General features: G+C 49.0%; 14 protein-coding genes. 4 read left to right on the top strand and 10 right to left on the bottom strand.

The genetic code is table 11. The annotated features are described in order from the left end of the window. The first annotated feature begins 180 nt into the window (after positions 1-180). The 3 genes from VFS25_RS19260 (at position 181) to VFS25_RS19250 (ending at position 2950) form a co-directional block, all read left to right on the top strand. Positions 181-708 (top strand): GIY-YIG nuclease family protein, encoded by a 528-nt coding sequence (locus tag VFS25_RS19260; RefSeq protein WP_326463807.1) that lies wholly within the window; start codon positions 181-183, stop codon positions 706-708. Between the two features lie 315 nt (positions 709-1023). After that, a protein-coding gene (locus VFS25_RS19255) for an IS3 family transposase (RefSeq protein WP_326463806.1) occupies positions 1024-2090 on the top strand; the annotation gives its coding sequence in 2 pieces (ribosomal slippage) (positions 1024-1285 and positions 1285-2090; 1068 coding nt in all). A gap of 74 nt (positions 2091-2164) precedes the next feature. Next, positions 2165-2950 carry a hypothetical protein gene (locus VFS25_RS19250; RefSeq protein ID WP_326463805.1) on the top strand — a complete coding sequence of 262 codons (786 nt, stop codon included), beginning with the start codon at positions 2165-2167 and terminating at the stop codon, positions 2948-2950. Here the strand turns inward: VFS25_RS19250 and VFS25_RS19245 are convergent. Continuing rightward, entirely contained in the window at positions 2903-4660 is a 1758-nt protein-coding gene (locus VFS25_RS19245) for a RagB/SusD family nutrient uptake outer membrane protein (RefSeq protein ID WP_326463804.1), read from the bottom strand. The two genes, VFS25_RS19250 and VFS25_RS19245, sit on opposite strands and share 48 nt — an antisense overlap. A gap of 11 nt (positions 4661-4671) precedes the next feature. Next, positions 4672-7686, bottom strand: coding sequence for a TonB-dependent receptor (locus VFS25_RS19240; protein WP_326463803.1), 3015 nt, complete (start codon positions 7684-7686; stop codon positions 4672-4674). A 736-nt stretch (positions 7687-8422) separates the two neighbouring features. Between VFS25_RS19240 and VFS25_RS19235 the strand changes: the two genes are divergently transcribed. Continuing rightward, positions 8423-10822: a glycosyl hydrolase family 28-related protein gene (locus VFS25_RS19235; protein ID WP_326463802.1), complete on the top strand. Its 2400-nt coding sequence runs from the start codon at positions 8423-8425 to the stop codon at positions 10820-10822. 80 nt (positions 10823-10902) lie between these two features. On the opposite strand, the gene VFS25_RS19230 is transcribed toward VFS25_RS19235, so the two are convergent. The 8 genes from VFS25_RS19230 to VFS25_RS19195 form a co-directional block, all read right to left on the bottom strand. Then, positions 10903-12435 carry a DUF5689 domain-containing protein gene (locus VFS25_RS19230; RefSeq protein ID WP_326463801.1) on the bottom strand — a complete coding sequence of 511 codons (1533 nt, stop codon included), beginning with the start codon at positions 12433-12435 and terminating at the stop codon, positions 10903-10905. 26 nt (positions 12436-12461) lie between these two features. Further along, positions 12462-13970: a SusD/RagB family nutrient-binding outer membrane lipoprotein gene (locus tag VFS25_RS19225; RefSeq protein ID WP_326463800.1), complete on the bottom strand. Its 1509-nt coding sequence runs from the start codon at positions 13968-13970 to the stop codon at positions 12462-12464. A gap of 9 nt (positions 13971-13979) precedes the next feature. After that, positions 13980-17507: a SusC/RagA family TonB-linked outer membrane protein gene (locus tag VFS25_RS19220; RefSeq protein WP_326463799.1), complete on the bottom strand. Its 3528-nt coding sequence runs from the start codon at positions 17505-17507 to the stop codon at positions 13980-13982. Positions 17508-17634: 127 nt separating this feature from the next. Next, positions 17635-18609, bottom strand: a complete 975-nt coding sequence (locus VFS25_RS19215) for a FecR family protein (RefSeq protein ID WP_326463798.1) — start codon at positions 18607-18609, stop codon at positions 17635-17637. A gap of 66 nt (positions 18610-18675) precedes the next feature. Further along, complete coding sequence (locus tag VFS25_RS19210) at positions 18676-19245, bottom strand: RNA polymerase sigma factor (RefSeq protein WP_326463797.1); 570 nt, start codon at positions 19243-19245, stop codon at positions 18676-18678. A 92-nt stretch (positions 19246-19337) separates the two neighbouring features. After that, complete coding sequence (locus VFS25_RS19205; protein ID WP_326463796.1) at positions 19338-20576, bottom strand: RNA polymerase sigma factor; 1239 nt, start codon at positions 20574-20576, stop codon at positions 19338-19340. Continuing rightward, positions 20569-20925 (bottom strand): YciI family protein, encoded by a 357-nt coding sequence (locus VFS25_RS19200; RefSeq protein ID WP_326463795.1) that lies wholly within the window; start codon positions 20923-20925, stop codon positions 20569-20571. The genes VFS25_RS19205 and VFS25_RS19200 overlap by 8 nt, the downstream gene beginning before the upstream one ends. A 29-nt stretch (positions 20926-20954) precedes the next feature. Further along, positions 20955-21354 (bottom strand): dihydrofolate reductase family protein (locus VFS25_RS19195; protein WP_326463794.1); only part of this gene is annotated, 400 nt, incomplete at its 5' end.

The following is a 21354-nucleotide window of genomic DNA, read 5'->3' as shown; positions in this document are numbered from 1 at the left end:
ATCATACCGAAAGATTAGAATATTTAATACAACTTTCCATTTTCTAAGAAACTACTATATCCGCATTTGAGAGCTTCTCTACGACAAATTATTCGTATCTTTGATTTGAAGGTATACTAATTCTCTATCCAAAAATAATTCGACTTAGCTCCAGAAATAAAACACAAAATAACTTGGCATATGCAAGATTCATATGAAGACATTTTAAAAAATCTCAATTCAAGTAAGACGTCTCATGTATTTAACGGGTTATGTCAGCTTAAAGAAACTAATATTGATGACAATGCCTTTCCTCATTTAAAAAGAATAGCAGAAACTGCAACGACATTTAAAAATAAAAAATTAGCATTTGCTATTATAACTCGATATTTCCCTAATAAATTAGAGGGCCTCAATTTTAGAACAGATAATAATCTTGGTTACATCTATTTCATTCGTGAAACTCTCTTTGGGCATGTTAAAATAGGCAGATCCAGAAATTTGGAAAAACGGTTGAGAATATTTGCTGCTGATTTACCTTTCGAAACTCAATTATTACGTTATATCAAAACTTACAATTATGAAAAAATTGAATTAGAGTTACATAAAATTTTTTCCCAAAAGAGAGTGAAAGGTGAGTGGTTTCGACTTGAAGACGAAGATATTGATAGAATTAATAATAATAATTTTCCAGATGCTATTCTCACATTGATAAAAAACGACTGCTGAGTGCGATCTAAGTAGAGATCGCGTGAAGTTCTAGCATTCCAAATCGCCATGCTTTTTTTCCTCCTTTTCCCCAATCCTCCAAAGCACCCATTATAGGGCTAACGTGAAGCCGTGAGGTTAACTTCAGTACATCCTGCTGTGCGCAAAAAAGGCGCACTCAACTTAAAATATGTGTGCCTGAAAAGGCTGTGTTGTATACAACACTATATCTTGCTGTACGCAAAAAGGGCGCACTCAACTTAGACCTTTTGTAAGCTTCCCCGAAAATTGGTCCATTGGGGTTAGAGAAAAATCTCTAACTTAAATGTCACAATTATGAAGAAAGTACGATTTACAGAAACTCAGATTATCTCCATTCTTAAGCAGCAGGAAGCGGGAATGTCCATCAAGGATCTGGCTCGGGAGCATGGAGTCAGCGAAGCCAGTATTTACAACTGGAAGGCGAAGTATGGCGGTATGGATGCCAATGAGGTTAAACGGATGAAAGAGCTGGAGGAGGAAAACAACCGGCTCAAACGAATTGTGGCCAATCTCACTCTGGAGAATGACGCTATGAAGAATGTCCTGGAAAAAAAGTACGGCGGCCTGACGACAAGCGGGAACAAGTAGAGTTGTTGGTGAAGGAAGAGCTGAGTGAACGTCAGGCCTGTAAGCTGGTTGGTATGCCACGTTCCGCCTTTCGGTATAAGAAGGTACTCAAAGACGATAATGCTCTGATGAATGCCTTGGAAGAACTGGTCAAAAAGCATCCCACCATTGGTTTCTGGAAATGCTATCATCGACTCCGAAGAAAGGGGCATATCTGGAATCATAAACGCCTTTACCGGGTGTATAAGCTTTTAAAATTGAATATCCGGCGTAAGATCAAGCGCCGGCTGCCCGAACGAGTTAAACAGCCGCTGATCGTTCCTGACGCGCTTAATGAATCCTGGAGCATGGATTTTATGTCGGACAGCCTGGTGGATGGCAGACGGTTCCGGCTGTTGAATATTATAGACGACTATAACAGGGAGTCGCTTTGGATAGAAGTAGATACTTCTCTTCCCAGCTTGCGGGTTATTAGGGTGCTGGAACGACTCCTGGAAATACGAGGTAAGCCGCTACGGATCAGAGTTGACAATGGACCGGAGTTTATAAGCGACAAGCTGCAGCTATGGTGCGAAGAACGACATATTCAATTATTATTCATTCAACCGGGAAAGCCGGTACAAAACGCGTTTATCGAACGAAATAATGGCTCTTTGAGAAGGGAACTTTTAGATGCTTACCATTTCTTCACCTTACAAGAAGTCAGGTTGATGGCAGAAGAATGGCAAGAGGATTACAACTGTTCGAGGCCACACCAAGCACTCGGCTTTGTTCCACCACTGGAGTACGTCTGATTCATTTCTATTCCGAACACTTATAAAATTTGAAAATTCTAATCCAAAATGGGCCTAATATAAGGGAAGCTTACATGAGGTTCCTGTTTTTATTTGTTTCCCTAATATCTCTTAAGGCGTTTGGACAAATATCTCCAAATGTAATATTGACCTATGATAGTGATACTACCTTTTGGGCTGATTGGCGCCTTAAAGAAATTAAAAAATTAAATTTATTAAGCCCTAATGAAGGTATCGATTTCTTTAGAATAAGCTCTCCTAAATACGACCTGGAGCTGTCTTCAAAATCAAATAAAATGATTTTTCATGCAAATGAAATATGGGAGAACAAACAAACAGGTGAATGTTACATAAAATCTTTTGAGCTAACGTCAGCACAGGTGAAGAAAATAAAACAGTTAATTGACTCCTCAGGTATCAATGAAATTCCAAGTGACAGGTATATAAAGGGCTGGCAACATGGTTTTGATGGCATTACTTATATAATAGAAAACAAAAAAAAAGATCATTATTCATTTAAGACTTACTGGACTCCCTCTGCTCAAATAAAGTTTAAAGAATCAGCAGCTATATCAAATTTCATTGACCAATTAAATGAAATCACCGGGTATCGTACTAATCTAAAATTATTTGAGGGAGAAATACCCTTTTATGGCTGGACCTATGAGGGTTCTATGGTGACTATAAAGGTGATCCTGAATTCCAGGGCGTATCGTAAATACAAACGAATGAAAAAAAAGCAGATGCGGCGTGATAAAAATTTAAAAAAGCCGCCTCCTACGAAGCGGCTTTTTCCATATCATAACCTCCCCTCAATAATGATCATTCTGTGTAAACACATCCGATGCATCAATCGTTGACTGCGGTATTGGATAAATACGGCGGTAAGGCTCTGATGCGGGTTTGGCCGTACAGGCAGCCTCAAACTTGCCAAAACGGATCGCTTCCTTTCTTCTGTACATTTCCCAATACATCTCAAATCCTATTTCATTATACAGCGTTTGCTCGTTAAGGGAAACAATAGGCTTCCCGGGTGCATTGCCATAAAGCGCTTCACGGGTCCTGGAGGTGCGCAGCTTATTAATGTCTGCCAGGGCCAGGGCTGTCTGGCTTTTGCGGAAATAAGCTTCGGCGCGCATGCAATACATGCCTCCCAGGCGGTACAGCGGAATGTCTACATTGCTGGAACCATTATCTTTTTCAGGATCGTATTCGTATTTGAAAATCCTTACACCCTGGTTAATCTGGTCCTGGGTGAAAACGGCCTGGCTGGGGTTGTTGAAAGTAAGGGCGGGTGTAAAGTCCATGGCCAGCGTAGTATTCTTTTCGCAAAAAAGCTTGGACACTTTAATACGTGCGTCAGCAGTACGCTCAAAGTCACCGTTAGACTGCAGTTTAGGACCGTATTGCTGCCCTACCTGGAAACCGCGGTTGAAGTGAAACCAGGGCAGTGTACTGCCGGCTACAGTGCTGGTAGCGGGCACACTTACATCTGTACCATCGTTCATAAACCAGGTGCCATCGTCATACTGGTAGTGCCTGTGAAACCGCGGATCATCGTGGTTGCCCTCCCAGGTAGCATAAAACTCGGGAGTGGTGCAGCTGGCGTTGGTGCCACGGTTGGCCGGCGAAGGTTTCTGGTTCCTTTCCATAGGCATATAAACGAAATTATTGCTGCTGCTGCGCAGTGTGTTGATGTCCTGCGTAACTACAAATATCAATTCCGGTCTGCCGTTGTTGTCTATATCAAAATTCTTAAAGTAGTTGCTTTCCAGGCTGAACTTTGAAGATTCAATGAGCTGCGTAGTATAGCTGATCACCTTATCCATATCTGTACCGTTGCCGTCAACTGCCTGCTCGCTGAAGTTGAAGGTGGCGGCATAACGGTCTTTGAACACCGCGCGGTTCAGGTACATATCGGCCAGCAGCGCATAGGCTGCCTCCTTTGTGAACCTGCCGTTGTGCGTCTTCTGTTCGCCCAGGTTGGCCAGGTCAGGCAGCAATGATTCCACCTCTTTGATCAGGTCATCGATAGCGGTGGCTGCCTGCCTCACTTCTAACGGCGCATTGGCAACATTAGGATCGCGGTAGGGCGCCTGGCCATACAGGTCCAGCGTATGGAAAGTGTAAAATGCCAGCAGCGCCCTGGCTTCTGCAAGGAAAAGGGCTTTATTTGGAGAGTTATCCTGGTTAGCGCTGCTGATAGCAGTAAGCGATTTGGTGATACCGTTGGTCAGGTCGTTCCAGGTATTGGTAACAACCGCATTGTCCGGCCCCCAGGTAAACTCATGCATGGCGCGCCAAACACCGCCATCGCCCCAGTCGCTGCCGCGGGTGGGAAGCAATGCTTCATCTGTTGAATATTCCTGCATGGCAAACACGCGGCTGTGATCCACAAAGGTACTATTGTCTAACTGCCCGTATGCTGCAGCCAGCGCATTTTCAGGACTTGAACTGTTGGAGCCCAGTACTTCATCAATCACCTTTTCATGCAGGTCGGTACAGCTTACCAGGGCCACGGTAAGCAATGCACACGTTAGTTTATGTAGTTTTAATGATTTCCTTCTCATATTTCTATGGATTAAAATTTAATCGTTGCACCTAACAGGAATGTTTTTGCAGCCGGGTAAGTAGTGTAGTCAACACCCAGCGACTGGTTACCGCCTACTGTTTTAGTGGTATTCACCAGCGGGTCGTAACCTGAATAACCGGTAATGGTAAGCAGGTTCTGGGCGCTCACGTACAGGTTGGCTGACTGCAGCCATGCCAGTTGTTTAAATATGAAAGTATATCCCAGCCGCATGTTGTTCAAACGGATAAAATCCGACTTCTCCAGGTACAGCGAAGAGAGCTGCACGGCATTGGCAGTGTTTGCACCGGCATCATAAAACTTTCTCAGCACATTGCGGTCTGAGGCCAGGCTGTTGATATTCAGATCCAGCGCGGTGTTGTTAACCAGGTAACCGCCGGTTTGCCCGATGCAGGAAACTGAAAGGTCAAATTGCTTATACCGCAGCTGGCTGTTAAGGCCAAAGTTGAAATTGGGAATGGCTCCCTGGAATATCTGCCGGTCGTCGGCATTGATCACGCCATCACCGGTTTTGTCTTCAAAAATATCTTTGCCTTCCTTGTCATAGCCCAGGTGCTTCAGCATAAAGAAGGAGCCTGCTTCGTAGCCGTTTTTGTAAATGTTGGCATTCACACCGGAAAGCCCGGGGCCGGATATGCTGCCTGAGTAAAGCTCAGATACCGGGAGGTCTTTAATAACGTTTGACAGCGTAGAGCCGTTAACGTCAACCGACCAGGTGAAGTCTTTGGTGCTAATGAGCCTTGAACCCAGCATAAACTCAAATCCTTTGTTTACAATCCGGGCATCTACGTTCTTCCATACAGTAGTGGTAGGACTAAGCGGCTCCGAAGGAATATTCAGGATCGGGTTCTTGGTAGTTTTGTTATAAAACTCCAGTGAGCCGTATAACTTGCTGTTCCAAAGGTCAAAATCGATACCCACGTTATACTGCTCCACCAGCTCCCATTTAAGCTTGGGATTGGCGGTACGGTTTACAGTAACGCCGTTCACCAGGTTCAGATCATCATACAGGTAATATCCCGCGCCTGATGATAACGAGTAGCTGGCCTGGGTAATCTTGTTCGGCACTTCCTGGTTGCCTGTTTGTCCCCAGCTGGCGCGCAGCTTCAGGTCCTGTACGGCACTAATATCTTTCATGAAATTTTCACGGGAAAGTGTCCAGCCCAATGCAAAGGACGGGAAGTAGCCATACTTGTTGTCTTCACCAAACCGTGTGGAACCATCTGCACGGATAGAAGCCGTAAGCAGGTACCGGTTGTCGTAATTATAGTTCACACGTCCGAAGAAGGACTGCAGCTCATTTTCCTGGGCAAACCCGCTCGGGCTGGTAGGTGTTCCTGAATAACCGGGGTTATACTCAGGCGGCACGCCTTGTCCCTGCTTGGCAATGTTCTGCATACCGAAAGCAGTACCTGAAAACTTAAACTGCTGGTAGGAAAAACCGCCCAATATTTCGAACTGGTGCTTGTCAACTGCCAGGTTATAAGTGAGGTAGTGATCCAACAGCGTAGTTAATGACGACAGGTTATTCTGCACATAAGCGCCGCTCGGCTGACGGTCGGTCACATTGGGATAGATGGTGGAGTTACGCTCTGAGGTAGACTTATCAATACCATAGTTAAAACGGTAGGTCAGCCCCGGTAACAGCCGCAGCGTGGCCTCAATATTACCCAGTACCCGGAAAGTGTTGGTTTTATCATCATAAATGCTCAACAGGTAAGCGGGGTTATAGTGGGCATTCATATTAAAGTTGGTATAGTTGCCGGCGCTGTCGTATACAGAGCGTGTAGGGTTAGCCATTAACGCGTGTATGATCAGCTGGCCATCTGAACCTGCGGTATTACCGTTAGGTATGGCTGTTTCCTGGATGTCGCTGGCAGTCAGGTTCATCTTAACGGTCAGGCGCTTATCGTCAAAGAATGACTCTTCTGCGTTGATGCGCGCTGTTGTTCTTTTAAAGCTGCTCTTCTCCACAATGCCATCCTGGTCCATGTGGGAAAGCGACGCCATGTAGCTGCCGGATGCAGAGGTTTTGGCAAAAGACAGGTTGTGGTTCTGGATAAAGCCGTTGCGGTAAATTACGTCCTGCCAGTCGGTGTTGCCGCCGTGGTCATATGCCGGGTTGGTCAGCGCTTTCCGGTATTCGGCAGCAGAAAGCACGTCCAGCTTTTTGATCACGGAAGAAGTACCTACATAAGCATCATAAGTTAATGTAGGCGCTCCCCTGCTACCGCGCTTGGTGGTGATGAGCACTACGCCGTTAGAGCCCCTGGCGCCGTAGATGGCTGCTGCAGAAGCATCTTTCAGGATGGTAACGGTTTCAATATCGCTGGTGTTCAGGAAATTCAACGGGTTCTTGGGCTCAGAGCTGCCCAGGCCAAAGTCAGGGCCGCTTGCGCTTACGTTATCGTTGCTCAGGGGTACGCCGTCTACCACAAACAGCGGCGTGCTGCCGCTGCGGATAGAGCCTACGCCGCGGATAAAAACATCCACGCCGGCGCCAGGTTCACCGCTGGATTGTGCAATGCGCACACCTGATACCTTGCCTTGCAGCAGGTTGTCTACAGAAATATTGGCGCCCTGCTTTATATTGTCTGCTTTCAGCTGGGTAAGCGCACCGGTAACATCGGCTTTGGTCTGGCTGCCATAACCAACTACTACCACCTCACCCAGCTGGCTGCTGCCTTCTGTAAGTGTGATGCGCAGGGAGGTGCCGCTAACGGTTACTTCCTGCTGCCCATAGCCTATGAATGTGATTACAAGCTTTTCACCCTGGGCCGCCTGCAAGGTAAACTCCCCGCGTTCATTGGTGGTTGTTACGCGGCCGGTGGAAAGCGACCTGACCGTGGCACCCGGTATCGGGACACCATCTTTGCCAACAACCACTCCCTTAACGGGCTCCTGGCGGGCAACCTGGTCATAAATACGATGGTATGGCACATTAGCTTGTGAAATGCTAACAGACGAAAGCCATACAGCTACCATTAAAAGAAACCGAATGTTCATAGGCAAACGCTATTATTCTAGTGAAAAAAATAAAAAGTGATAAAGGCGATGATTTACCAGGCATCATTGCTAACAGCTGACATTCTCTTTACATCATTATACACATGGGACAACACGGAACCCGTCCGGGAATGCTACTCGTACAATGCCCGTACTAAATCAAAATAGAAGAAAATAAAACAAACAGAACAAAACATGCATTGTGGTGCGTAAAAACCCCCATAGGCTACTGTCTTTTATAAAATTGGCTGCAATGATAAGACGAATTCCAGAACTTACTGTTAACTCCAGGTTATATTTGTTTTAATTCAATATGGTTATGCATCACCTGCGCAGATGAAATTTCAAGCCATTATATACTGATGCTGCCAGCCTTATGTTTCATTGCCCGCTTAAGCAGTTCATTGATTATTACAAATAGTATCTCAGGAAAGTTCAGCATAACGGTACATTTCCAGGTTTGTTCCTTAGCTTTCATTACGTGGTTTTTCTCTATGTACAATATACTACTTCCGGCGTTGTTTGCAAAAAAATATGTTACTAATTGCCGGTTTAGCCGCAGGCCATCAACAGCTGCCTCAAACCGGGCCGTTGTTACTGGAACAAGGGATTTCAGGCATTAGGCAATTATATTATTTTGGTATCGTTTATTTTTTTGCGGCCAGTGCCTTATTTGGCCTGATATTAGGTTCATAAACAACCGGGGAATATCCGGAACAGTGACAAATTACCTGCCATGGCCATTGAGGTTTTTATCATTAAAACGGGGGACCAGCATATGCCAATGATCAGCGCTTATAAACAGCTTACGCTTTTACCTGCCTTTATGCTGCTTGCTTTGGCAGCCATTGCACAAAATGCAAAAACCAGCGGCGATGCATCGCCAAAGCTTTTTTATGTAACTACCGCGGAAACACGCCCCGGCGATGCTGTGCTGGTGCGCGGTGAGGACCTGGACAAGCTTACTAAAATAGAAGTAGCCCGCCTGCCGGATGATAATGTGGACAATGCAACACCGGGCTACCTGCCGCAGCCGCAGGAAGATGCATTGCCCGATCCCGGCGGCACCAGCCTGAAAGCTGCACCACCGGCGGGCCTGCAGCCTGTAACTGTTGACCGCCTGCAGCAAAATGCACAATCCGTAAAATTTATTATACCGGCAGGCTGGAAAGAAGGCGTGTACAGCGTGCGCATAACAGGCGCTGCCGGCCAGGCAAACACCTTTTATGTAAATGCACCCGTGGTTACCTGGGTTATCAGTGAGGAAGGGCTGCAGGTAACACCCGGCAGCTACCTGCGCATACAAGGCAAAAACCTGCTGCGCAAAGGCTTTACGGGGCAGGCCGTTCTGATCTCCGCAAACGGTAAACAGGTGCGGGCCAGGGTAGCCAATGCCTTTGACGATTATTCCGTAAGCGTAAACATTCCCGCAGGACTGGCTGCCGGCAACTATCACCTGTATTACCACAATGGCACAGGCGGCAAAACCGCCTGGAGCGCGCCATTGCAGGTAACCGTGGCTGCAAAGGCCAATACCGGTTTTGACAGGCAAACCTTTAACGTAAAAAACTACGGGGCCAGGGGAGATGGCCACAGCAATGAAACAGCCGCCTTCCAGGCAGCGCTGGCAGCTGCGGCAAAGAATAACGGCGGCACGGTGTACGTCCCCCCCGGGCGTTATATGCTTACCGGCGACATTACCATTCCCCCGTTTACCATGCTGAAAGGCGAGTCGCAGGCGCTTACACAGCTATTCTGGAACCCGCAAAGCTGGGACAAGGGCCGGATGCCCAACAGCCTTATCAACGGCTCGCACCACTTCGCCATTAAAGACCTGAACCTGTGGGCCTCCCGCGCCTGGGGCATTATACTGCTAACCGGGCCAATAGAAGAGCAGGGAAATATTACGCTGGAAAATTTAATTGTGCGGCAAACCGCGCAAATAGGCGGGCAGGTGTACAAACTGAAAGCCAGCCGCGATACGGTAGAAGCAGAGCTGAACAGCCGCTGGGCCAAAACCGGCATTATACTGCGCGGACCTAACCTGAAAGTGCGTAACTGCGACTTTAACTCCAGCGGTATGTACGGCTTTTCCAGGGCCAGCGGCTTTATACAGCACTGCAGGTTTAGCCGCAACAACACCGGTATTAACCAGCCCTACATGGTAATACATCCCAAAGGGCTGATATTTGAAGACTGCTATAAGCAGGCCGACGGCTACAGCTACGGCGCTACCATAGATGAAAGCCATAACCTGTATGAGGCGCGCAACACCATTCCCTTTGACTATACCAACGACCGCGAAGTAATGACGCTGGACGGCGGCGGCGGCGCATATGCCGGCCACATAGGTAACGTAAACGGCACTACGCTAACGCTGCCTGCAGGCGCCGATACTTACCAGTGGACGCCCAACAAATGGAACGGTGGCGGCGTATTTATTATTGACGGCAGGGGCGCCGGCCAGTTCCGACGCATTGTAAGCCACACCACAAACGCCATTACGCTGGACCAGCCTTTCCTGGTGCCGCCGGATGCTACGTCCATCATCAGCATTACCACCATCCGTAAAAACCTGGTGTTTGTGAACAATGAGGTGTCCGACGGCGGCGCTTACCAGCTATATGGCTCTGCACAGAACTGCGTGATAGCAGGTTTGAAAATGCGGCGCTGCAACGGCATTATCGGCCGCGGCTCCCTGCTGTATCATGGCAAGCAGCCTAACTGGTACAATGATTTTGTGGACTGTGAGCTGCGGGAGGGCAATTACTGTCACTGGTATGGCGCCGGCGACATGCATTCCGGCTACCAAAGCATTAACCTCATTGGCTCCGGCAACGCAGGCCTGAATGTAGGCGCGCTGGTACGCCGCAACCGGCTGTTCGACTTTTCGTATATCCGTACCTCAGTTGGCACTGATCCCAATTCCGTAACAGATGTAATTATTGAAGACAACAGCATTACCAATGCCATAAAAGCCATTTCCCTGGGCGGCGTAAACGCCAACACCTCTGCCGTGCTTATTCACAACAACCACTACAGCAACGTGCAACAGCAGGTTGATGCCAACCAGGGACTAAAGCAAAGCAGCTATATGATTATGCACGACGGCGCTTTGCCGGCAACCAAACCGTAATACACCTGCTGTAAAAAAAGAAAGCCCCCTGGTAAAAACCAGGAGGCTTTTTGCTTATCGTGATTAAAAAGAAGCTGTTTTTATTGGATCAGCTTTGTAGCGCCTTCTCCTTCAATTTCCGTAATAGCAGACTGCTTGGTAAGCAGCACCGGGTTTTGCGAGCGGGCTGTCATCCACTTTCCTAAAACAGGATTGTACTCGCCGCCCAGCATATTAAAGTAGCCCAGGTCTGCCGTGTTATACACCAGGCTAAGCGTGTTGGAGCCGTTCCTGTAAAATGGCTGTGACTCCAGGGTAATGGGATTGATCACGTCATAAAAATCCGTGTTGGTAATACGGTAGCCCTGCGCAGGCGGACCTGCGGTGTACAGGCTGCCGCCGGTGGCAATGAACATCACATCTACCGGGCGTGAGTCAACCGTTACCAAGGAGTCGGCAAATACCGCTACGCCGGAGGCGTTGCCGCTGTTGGCAAACAGGCCGCCTGTTTTATTGCCAAAGCCGTCGCCATTGTTCTTGGTATAGTCAAAAGAACGGATCCAGTTGGAGGATGCCATGCTCGTAGAGCCCGAGCCGTTGATCATTTTACCGGCGCCGCCTACATAAAAGAACGTGCCTTTGGCCGCCTTACCGGCGTAAAGGTTAAATTTAAAAGTACGCATACTGCCGGTAGCCCAGCCTTTGGACGGGTAGCCGGTGGGCGTTGAGGCATTGGCGTTATTGGTTACCACCACCGCATAAGGTGTGGCCGCAAAGTCAATATCTTTGGTGGCCATCAGCTGCACATACTCATAGTTGCCGTCGCCGCCTTTTACATCGCTCATAAAACCGGTAATGATTACCGGGGCAATTTCAATAACAGCGCTCAGCACAACCACATCAGACGCCCTGCGGATGCGGAATTGCGGCACCAGCTCGCCATCCTTACCTGCTGTATTGAAAACAATGCCGTAAAAATTGGCGCTCACCGGCGCGGTGCTGTCGGCAAAAGCAGCACCGGCGGCTGTATGCAGGGTTATGTTGCCAAAGCCATCGTTCAGCACCTTATCGCCTGATAATACATCTTTAGGGCCAGGCAACGGATCAAAGCCGCCTTTTACGATTACAGATAAAGTGCTTTCATATTTATCGGGGTTATCCAGTATCTGGTTGATGGGTACACGGTTCAGGGGAATATCAATGCCCGACTCAGTTTTGGTAACATTTTCCGGCTTAATGCCGGTGATTTCGAGTATACCGTTTACCCTTTTCAGCACTCCGCCCTGTACGTCAATGATCACGGCATCGCCGGGTACGTATTTGGCGGCTTCATCGCCCAGGGGAATTGAAATGCCGCGCAGTTGTCCCAGGCGGCGGGCGTCCTGCACTACCAGCAGTCCTGCAGGCAGGTTGCCGCCGGAATGGTCAGATACCACTACCGCCGAAATTTTGCCGGAGCCGTACATGTTTTCCGTAGTAAGGGTAAGATCCTGCCCGCGGTACAGGCCACGAATATCAAAGATGGATATGTAAGGGCTGATAACGCCGCCGGGGTAATTATCTTTTTTACATCCGCCAAACATAACCAGCAAAGGCAGGAAAACGGATGCAATGATTATGTGTTTAAGTTTCATCTGCTTATTTTTCATCATTACAATTATTAAGGTTTCTGCCACCATACCTGGGTAGAGATCACATCTGGTCCCTGTGCAGCTACGGCCAGCTTATAATTGGTTGGATTGGTAGATTGTACATACACGGGGTAGGTCATCCTGGCAGGCATTACGCCGTTGTTCTTTAATCCCGCGCCTTTAGGCAATACGGGATGCCCGGTGCGGCGGTACTCGAACCATTGCTCCAGGTCTTCCAGGAACAGCGCATAATATTTCTGCAGGTGTATGCGCTCCATCTTCTGATCCGGCGTGGCGCTTTCATCCCACTGTATATCGGCTGCCGCCAGGAAATCTGTAATGGGCACCGGCCAGTCGGGCAGCCATAAAGTAATGCTGCTTAATGCACCGTTGTTGTAATAGGCTTCCGCCGATCCGCTGATCCAGCCTTTCACCGCCGCTTCCGCCAGTATAAACTGTACTTCCGCATAGTTCATGATCATGCCGGTGAGCGGCTCTGTCATTAAAGAGCGTGCAGAGGTATTGGAATAGAAGTAGGATCTTTTCACCGGGTTCTCACCGGGTGCATACCCGCTTGGCACACCTACGTAAGCGCCCTGGGATGGCGCAATGCACCAACGGTTAATATTGCTGGTGCCATACTCGGGTATGTTAATACGCGGATCGTTCCAGGCTACCAGGTGATCTATAAAAAAGCTGGCAATAGCAGGTGAACGGAAGTCCTGCTCCCTTACAGAAAGGTAGGGAGAGGAATAAGGACCTGCGCCGGTCCACCTTAAAATGGCTGATTCATCGTTGGTTGAAATAATAGGATAGCTGGAGCTGCTGTCCTGCGCAATGGCCCTGATCTTTGCAATGCAGAAATCCTTCATTTCCGGTTTGCCGGACACACGCAGCAGCAGCCTTAAGTACAGGGAGTTGCCGAACTTGCGCCACCTGGCGCAGTCGCCGCCGTATACAGGATCGTCGGTTATCGGGGCAGCGCCGTTCAGCAGGGTGTTGGCCTGTTGCAGCTTGCTGAAAATATCCCTGTAAATATCCTCCTGCCTGTCAAAACGCGGTTCATAAATGGCGCTGTCCTTTGCCAGGTTCGATTCAAAATAGGGAATATCGCCGTAGGTATCTGTAAGCATGGAATATATCCACGACTGGCAAATGAGCGAGATGCCCTGGTACCCTTTATTGAAGTTCAGCTCTGTGCTGGCGATCTTGTAAACGTCTTTAAAATTGGTAAGCTCGGAGTACCAGCCGTTATACAGGTAATCGGCAAACGTGTTGCGGTAGTCGTAACGGAACACCTGCCCTTCTGCATCGCTTATATTCACCGTTACCTGCATCAGCTCATTATTAAAGTTGCGGTTACGGATCATGTTATAGGTAAGCGTGCTTACCAGCGCAGGCGCCAGCAGCTGCTTGGGCAATGCGTTGGGCGTGTTATTCGGGTCGGTGTTAATCTCCTGGAAATCTTTTGTACAGGAGGTAAGCAGCATGCTGCACATACCCACTGCTAAACTGATCTTATATATTAACTGCTTCATTGTTAAAAATTAGAGGCCAAGAACTAAGTTAAATCCGAAGGTGCGGGTAGAGGGGAACTGACCAATCTCAAAGCCGCGCACAATGTCTGTTCCGTCCAGCGTACCAAACTCCGGATCGAATATGGGCCACTTGGTCCAGATGGCCAGGTCACGGCCATATACGCCTATGGTTGCACGCTGCAAACCCAAACGTTTGGTGAGGCGCGAGTTCAGCGTAAAATCCAGGCGCGCTTCACGGAACTTGACAAAGTCGGTGCTGAAAGTGCTGCCTTCTGCATTATCTACGCCGTAATGGGAGCGGTAATATTCATCTATATCCGTGGCTATTACATCGTTCTTGCGGTATTTGCCGTCGCCATCCATTACCACGCCATTGCCGATAATGCCGTTGTAGCGGCCGGGCAGCGTTTCTTTGGTTTTACCCTGCTCGGCCAGTTTGTAGTGCGTAAGCGAGTGTGCGACTGCGCCAAACTGCGCATCAAACAACAGGTGCAGGTGAAATTGCCGGTAGCCGAAATCGTTGTTAAGGCCGATCTTCCATTTGGGAATGGTGTTACCCAGGTACTTCACATCTTCGGAGATAAGCGCCACACCGGTTTTATTATCATATACCACCTGCCCGTCAGGGGCGCGTACATAGCCCCTGCCATACAGGTCGCCCATGCTGCCGCCTACCTTGGCCACTATCTGGCCGCCGCCTACCTTACCGGTTTTCAACACCACAGAGCTGTCTGCCAGCTGCGTGATCCTGTTCTTGTTTGCAGAAAATACGATGTTGGTGTTCCAGTTAAAACCGTCTTTTGATTTAACGGGATTACCATCCAGTGCTATTTCAATACCGCTGTTGTTCACCTGCCCGGCATTGATGAGGGAACTGGTATAGCCCGATGCACGGTCTACTATACGCTGCAGTATCTGGTCTTTGGTGCGGCCGGTATATACCGCCAGGTCAAGCCCCACGCGGTTATCAAACATTTTCAGCACGGCGCCGGCTTCATAGGTAATGGTGCGTAAAGGCCGCAGGTCGGGGTTAGCCAGCAGCGAAGGATTTTGCAAACCACCGTTATACAGGCTGCCGGCAGAGGCATAGTTGTAAGCGGTGAGGTAGGGCGTGGTGCCGCCGCTACCTACACCGGATACGGAAAATCTCAGCTTGGCAAAGCTGATGTACCCCGGCAGGCGCAGCGCATCAGATGCAATAAAGCTGAAGTTGGCAGAGGGATAAAAGAAACCTGCGTTAGTAGTACGTGTAGGCGTGGCCAGCACACTGCTCCAGTCTTGCCGAACCGTCAGATCAACAAAGAAAACATCTTTATAGCTGCCAGATACCAGGCCGTAAAAGCTGTTGATGCCGTATTTGCTTTTCCAGGGCATGGTTACCAGCGGGCCGGCTGCATTGGACATGGCATATACGCCGGGAAAAGTGAGCGAGTCGGCGCGCACCTCATCCCTGTTATAAGTATTCCGCAGCACGCTGCCGCCTGCTGATACGGAAAAGTCTATATCAGGCGAAAGCTTGTGCGCATATTTCAGCAGGAAGTCGCTGCTGGCTTCCATTGAAAAAATATTCTGTGTACGGTAGCTGCCTTTGGGAAACTTGGCGCCGGCATCATATGGCCGCTCCTGTGCGCGCTGCTCATAAGCAAAGTCGATGGACGTTCTTACCTGCAGGCTCAGATCATCGGTAAAGCTGTACAGGGCCTGGGCATTGCCGGTAACATTATGCCGGTTAGATCGGTTAAGGAACTCATATGCAATAGCATAAGGATTTTCAGGGTAAGAGCTGAACGGGTATTTAATAGCCAGGCCGTCCTTACCTTTTGCCCAATAGTTTTTTAACCAGTCAGGATCGGCATTGGGCTGCCAGAAAATGAACCAATACATGAGCGACTGGTTACCATAGCCGGTGCTGGGCAGGTTGTCGCTATGCTTGTTAGTATAGTTTACCTTGGAAGAGATGCGCAGCCGGTCGTTCACCTTTGAGTTTACAGAAAGCGATACGGTGTTTCTGCCGTAACCGGTGTTTGGTATGATCCATTTGTTAGTAACGTTGGTTAATGACAGGCGTGCGGTGGTACGGTCGGTACCGCCATCCACGCTAACGGTGTTGGTAAAGGTTTGACCGGTGTTAAAGAACTTTTGTATTTTACCGGGATAGCCTACCCAGGGCGTTCTTTCCTTGCCCTGCGCCTGCGTTACAGGATCGTACTGGTAAAACATTTGTCCTTCAAAACGCGGACCGTATGCAGAGCTTGTGCTGCTGGTGCTGGCGCCGTCTGCCGATGCGCCGTAGGAGTAATAAGACTGGCCATCCAACCCCTGCCCGTATTCATATTGAAAATCGGGCCAGCGATTTACCTGCTCCATAGAGGCATTGGAGCTGTAGGTTACGCCCAGGCCTTTTCTCCTGGAGCTGCCGGATTTTGTAGTGATGATCACGGCGCCGTTTGCACCGCGCTGGCCGTACAGCGCTGCGGCGCCAGGCCCTTTCAGGATAGTTACCGTTTCAATATCTTCAGGGTTAATATCATTTAAGCCGCTGCCATAGTCGGCAGGCATGTTATCGCTGCTGGTGCCGTAAGGTCCTTCGCCATCAATGGCGGTGCGCCGGCCGCTGCCCTGGTTAATCACTACGCCGTCTACTACTATCAGCGCTTCATTGTCGCCGGTCAGGTTGTTTTCGCCGCGCAGGATAATTTTATTGGAGCCGGTAGGGCCGCCGTTGGAACGTATCAGGTTCAGGCCAGCGACCTTGCCGGACAAGGCATCTGTCCAGTTGGCAGACATTGCGCTGGTGAGCTGCTCTCCTTTTACAGTGGTGGTGGCATAGCCCAGCGCTTTTTCTTCACGCTGAATGCCCAGCGCTGTTACTACTACTTCGTTGAGCCCTTTTGCATCCGGCATCAGCTGCAGGTCCAGCACCTGTGTTTTTTCTACTTCAATTTCACGGCTGGCATAACCTACAAAGGAGAATACCAGCACGGCATTGCCGGAAAGCGCAAGGGTGTAAAACCCGTTCATATCTGTAACCGTACCGTGGTTGCTGTTTTTATTCTTGATGTTTACACCTATCAGCGGCTCGCCTTTTTCATCCGTTACCCGGCCGCGTACCACAATATCTTCCATGTTTGCACCGGAATTTATATGCTGCGCGCGGCGGCCCGGCTGCGTGCCTGACATACGGTGTATAATAACCTTGTCTTTCAGCTGCTCGTAGCCCAGGCCAGTACCGGATAGTATGCTGGTAAGCACTGCTGCCACCGTTTCATTACGGTAAGAACCGGTAATGTGCTTACCTGCTTTTTTTAGTTCAGAAGCATCATACATAAAACGGCCATTGGCCTTTTTCTCGATTTTATGTATGGCGCCGGCCAGGTCTTCATTCGCCAGCTCAACAGATATTCTTTTCTCCACTAAATTTTCCGACTGGGTAAATCCCATAGCCGGCAGCAGGCAAAGCAGCAGCCCCGCCAGCAGTATGCAGCCGCGCTGCACACAATTGTCCCATGTTTTAAAAACTGTTTTTGTCCGGTACATATGATTTATTGTCTGGTTGTTTATGCGTACGCTGATTTTTGAAAATGACATGCCCTGTTCATTGCGGGCAATGAAAAAAATTTGTTATCCAGTTAAAGATTGTCACCTGGCGATGTTGCCTGTTGTGCTATGGATATGTTATCCTGATGCTTCCTTTTCCTGTTTTCTCCCAATGAATGCCGGTGGTAAGCGCCACGGCGGCCATCATATCATCCAAACTGTCGTTATTATTAAAATCTCCTGTAAATGCTTTCCCCGAAACGGTGGCCGGCAGCTCCAGCCTTACGTTCCATTTTTGAGCAATGGCTTTTAGCACCTGCTCCAGCGGCGCAGCTTCAAAAGAAAGGCTGCGCCGTGTCCAGGCCATTACTTCCTGCACATTTATCCGCTGCAGGGCTGCGTGGCGGGAGTGTTTGTTATACTGTACCTGCAGGCCGGGCGCCAGCTCCGCCAGCTGTTGCTGTGCGGCAGCTACCCTTACCCTGCCGGTTACTACGCTCACGGCAGCGTATTGCTGCTGCTCCGTTACTACAAAGGAAGTTCCCAGCACCGTTACATCCAGCGAAGGCGTATGTACTACAAATGGCTGCCGGTGATCTTTTGCGATCTCGAAAAAAACTTCTCCCTCAACAGTGGCGGAACGCCGGCGGCCCGTGTAAGCAACGGGGAAGCTAATGGAGGCGCCTGTGTTAAGGGTTACCCGGGTATGATCGGGCAGCTGCACTTTTTTAATTTCATAAGGGCCGGCCTTAATGGTTTTTACAGCTACCGGCGAGATGCGTGCGGTAAGCTGGTGGCGGAATATCCATCCCAGGGCGCCGGACGTAACAAGGATGAGCAACGCTGCGGCAACACGTACAAAACGTTTGGAAACACTGCGGTATAGCCGGCGGCTTTTTACAGGCGCTACATCGGGTGTTTGGGTAATGGCTTTCAGCCGGTGTAACAGCCGGGCGGCAATTACCTTTTTTCTTTCTTCTGTAAGCTGGTAGTCTTTGTCTGCGGTGTGCTGCAGCCATTGTTCTATCAGCAGCAGATCTGCATCGGTGGCTTGCCCGTTCAGGTACCTTTGCATTACCTTTTCAAATCCGTGTAGGTCCATCAAAGCGTCTTTACCTATATGTCCGGCAAAACCGCTTTTTAACCATGCCTGAATGTTAAGGAATCATTAACAAAAAAAAGTGAACAGCATAGCGTGCTGCAGTGATTTTTTTAACCGGCCCCGGGCCAGTCCCAGCTGGTTACGCACGGTTTGTTCAGAGAGGGAGAGTATGCTGGCAATATCTGTTACAGAGCGGTGCTGCTCTATATATAATAAATATACTTCCCGCATTTTATCAGGGAGTGATTGTACTTCCCGGCTCAGGAAGCTTTGCAGCTCTTTGGACTGAAGATTTTCAGCAGCGTTGTTTACCGCAGGCAGCAGCGACTCCCGGACCAGCTCCAGCTTTTCGGGGTTTTGCAGCATGGCGGCTATTTTGTTGATTACTTTATATTTAACAGCGGTGTACAGGTACCCGTCAAAACTTTCCTTTACCTGCAGGGAACGCCTTTTTGCCCACAGGCTGGCAAATACTTCCTGCACAACATCTTCTGCGTCATCTTCGGATCCCAGGCGTTTCATGGCAAATACAAACAGCGACTCCCACAGGCGGAGATAAAGCATTTTAAATGCCTGAACATCATCCTGCTGAATGCGTTGCAGTAATTCTCTATCAGTTAAACCCGTAACCTGCATATTGCTACTGTTATACGGTGTTTCATTCCACCCTTTGGCTGACTTTTAAAGTGTGAAGTTAGAGAAGGTTCAGGAAGTTTTATGTTAAGGGATTATGAAGTTTGGGAGAGCTTATTCATTTTCTTTTGTATCACATTTTTATCCGCCGGTGTTTTTGCCAGCGCCAGCGCTTTTTCAAAATGCTGCTGTGCCTTTATATTATCCACACCTGTATACAGCTCGCCCAGCAGGGCAAAATAGAAATAGCTACCAGTGAGCGCCAGTTGTTCCGCTGCGGTGATGCCGGTTTGTTTGCCATACACTTTTGACAGGGCATATGTTCTGTTCAGCGCCGCTATGGGAGCGTATTCTATTTGTAACAGGAGGTTATAATATTGCAGGATGTGCTGCCACTTTTCAGGTGTATCTTCTTTTTGCGTGTTCCAGTAAGCAATGCCGGCTTCCAGGTGATATTTTGTAAGCTGGTTGCCGCTGGCGGCGCGGTGTAAAAAATAACCGCCTTTGCTGATGAGGTCTGTGTTCCACAGGCTGGTGTCCTGCTCTTCATATAAAACAAGCTCCCCCTGTTCATTTATGCGCGCGTCAAAACGGGAGGCATGAAAGCACATGAGGGCCAGCAAAGCATTTACAGCCGGCTTGTTGGTACTTTCATTTTCCACCAGCATGGTGCACAGGCGCATGGCCTCCATGCACAGGTCTTTACGGAGGGTGGTATGCTGGCTAACGGAGTAATAGCCTTCATTGAACAGCAGGTAAATGATGGTGAGCACTGCTGATAAACGTGCATCCATTTCCGTTGGTGACGGCAGCTCTATGCGGATATTTTCCTGCTTCAGCTTTTCCCTGGCACGGAACAGGCGTTTGTTAATGGTTTCCTTACCTGTTAAAAAAGCATTGGCTATCTCCTCTATCCCAAAACCGCAAAGGATGCGCAGGGATAAACCTACCTGCGCTTCCTTTGAAATGGAGGGGTGGCAAACGGCAAACATCATTTGCAGCTGGCTGTCGTTCACGTTCCCGGGTGAAAGATCTATTTCCTGCTCATAGCTTTCTGCTGTGCTGCTTTTTATTTCCGGGGAAATCTTGCTGGCAAACAGCAGGCCGCGCTGCAGGTAATTCTTTGTTTTATTTTTTGCCACCTGGTACAGCCAGGCTGCCGGCTGCTGTGGAATGCCTTTGAGCGGCCATGTTTCAGCAGCCGCCAGGAAAGTGTCGCTGGCAATGTCTTCTGCAATTTCCATTTGCTGCAGGCCAAACTGCCGGCACAGCACCGCTACTATTTTGCGGTACTCTGTTCTGAACAGGTGTGGTATGAGCGTTTCATTATGCATTGTTGTGCGTTGCTACCACCTGCCTTACTTCTACGGTGTTGCCCTTGCCTTTTAATATGGGGCAATCTTTAGCCAGGCGCACGGCTTCGTCCAGGTCCTTTGCGCGGATGGTAATAAAACCGGCAATGGACTCTTTAATCTCTGCATACGGACCGTCGGTGATTACGCTGTTAAAATGCAGCACCTTGCCTTCTTTTGACAGGCCGGTGCCGCCTGCAAATTTGTCCTGCGCTGCAATACCGCCTACCCAGTCGTGGTACTGCTGCATGTACACCTGCAGCTGTTCCGGTGAGGGCTGTGCTTCTTTGGTTATAATATCCAGCCGCATTAATATGATAAACTCTTCCATAGCATTTGGTTTTAGTTGTTAATATACTATTATTTGGCGGGCTGGTAATTCAACAGCACTATCCCGCTCTTAAAGGTCCTGGTGTTGGTCAGCTGCAGGCGCAGCTCCTGCTGCAGCCCGTTAAAGACGGGCGTACCACTGCCCAGGGCTACCGGGTCAACCATAAACTGGTATTCATCTATAAGCCCATGTGCTGCCAGCTGTGTTACAATGCTGCCGCTGCCCAGGATGGTAAGGGGCGCGCCTTCCTGCTGCTTCAGCTTTTTTACGGCAGTTACCAGGTCGTCTTTTATTAGCGTGGTATTGTTCCAGGTAACGTTTTGCAGCGTCCTGGAAAAAACGATTTTCTCCGAGCTGTTCATCCCTTTTGCCACGCCCGGGTTTTGTTCCAATGCCAGGGGCGTAGGCCAGTAGCTAACCATCATTTCA

The organism is Chitinophaga sp. (assembly GCF_035761305.1).
Lineage (GTDB): Bacteria > Bacteroidota > Bacteroidia > Chitinophagales > Chitinophagaceae > Chitinophaga.
The sequence above is the reverse complement of the archived record's forward strand: the minus strand, read 5'-3'. Positions and strand labels throughout refer to the sequence as shown.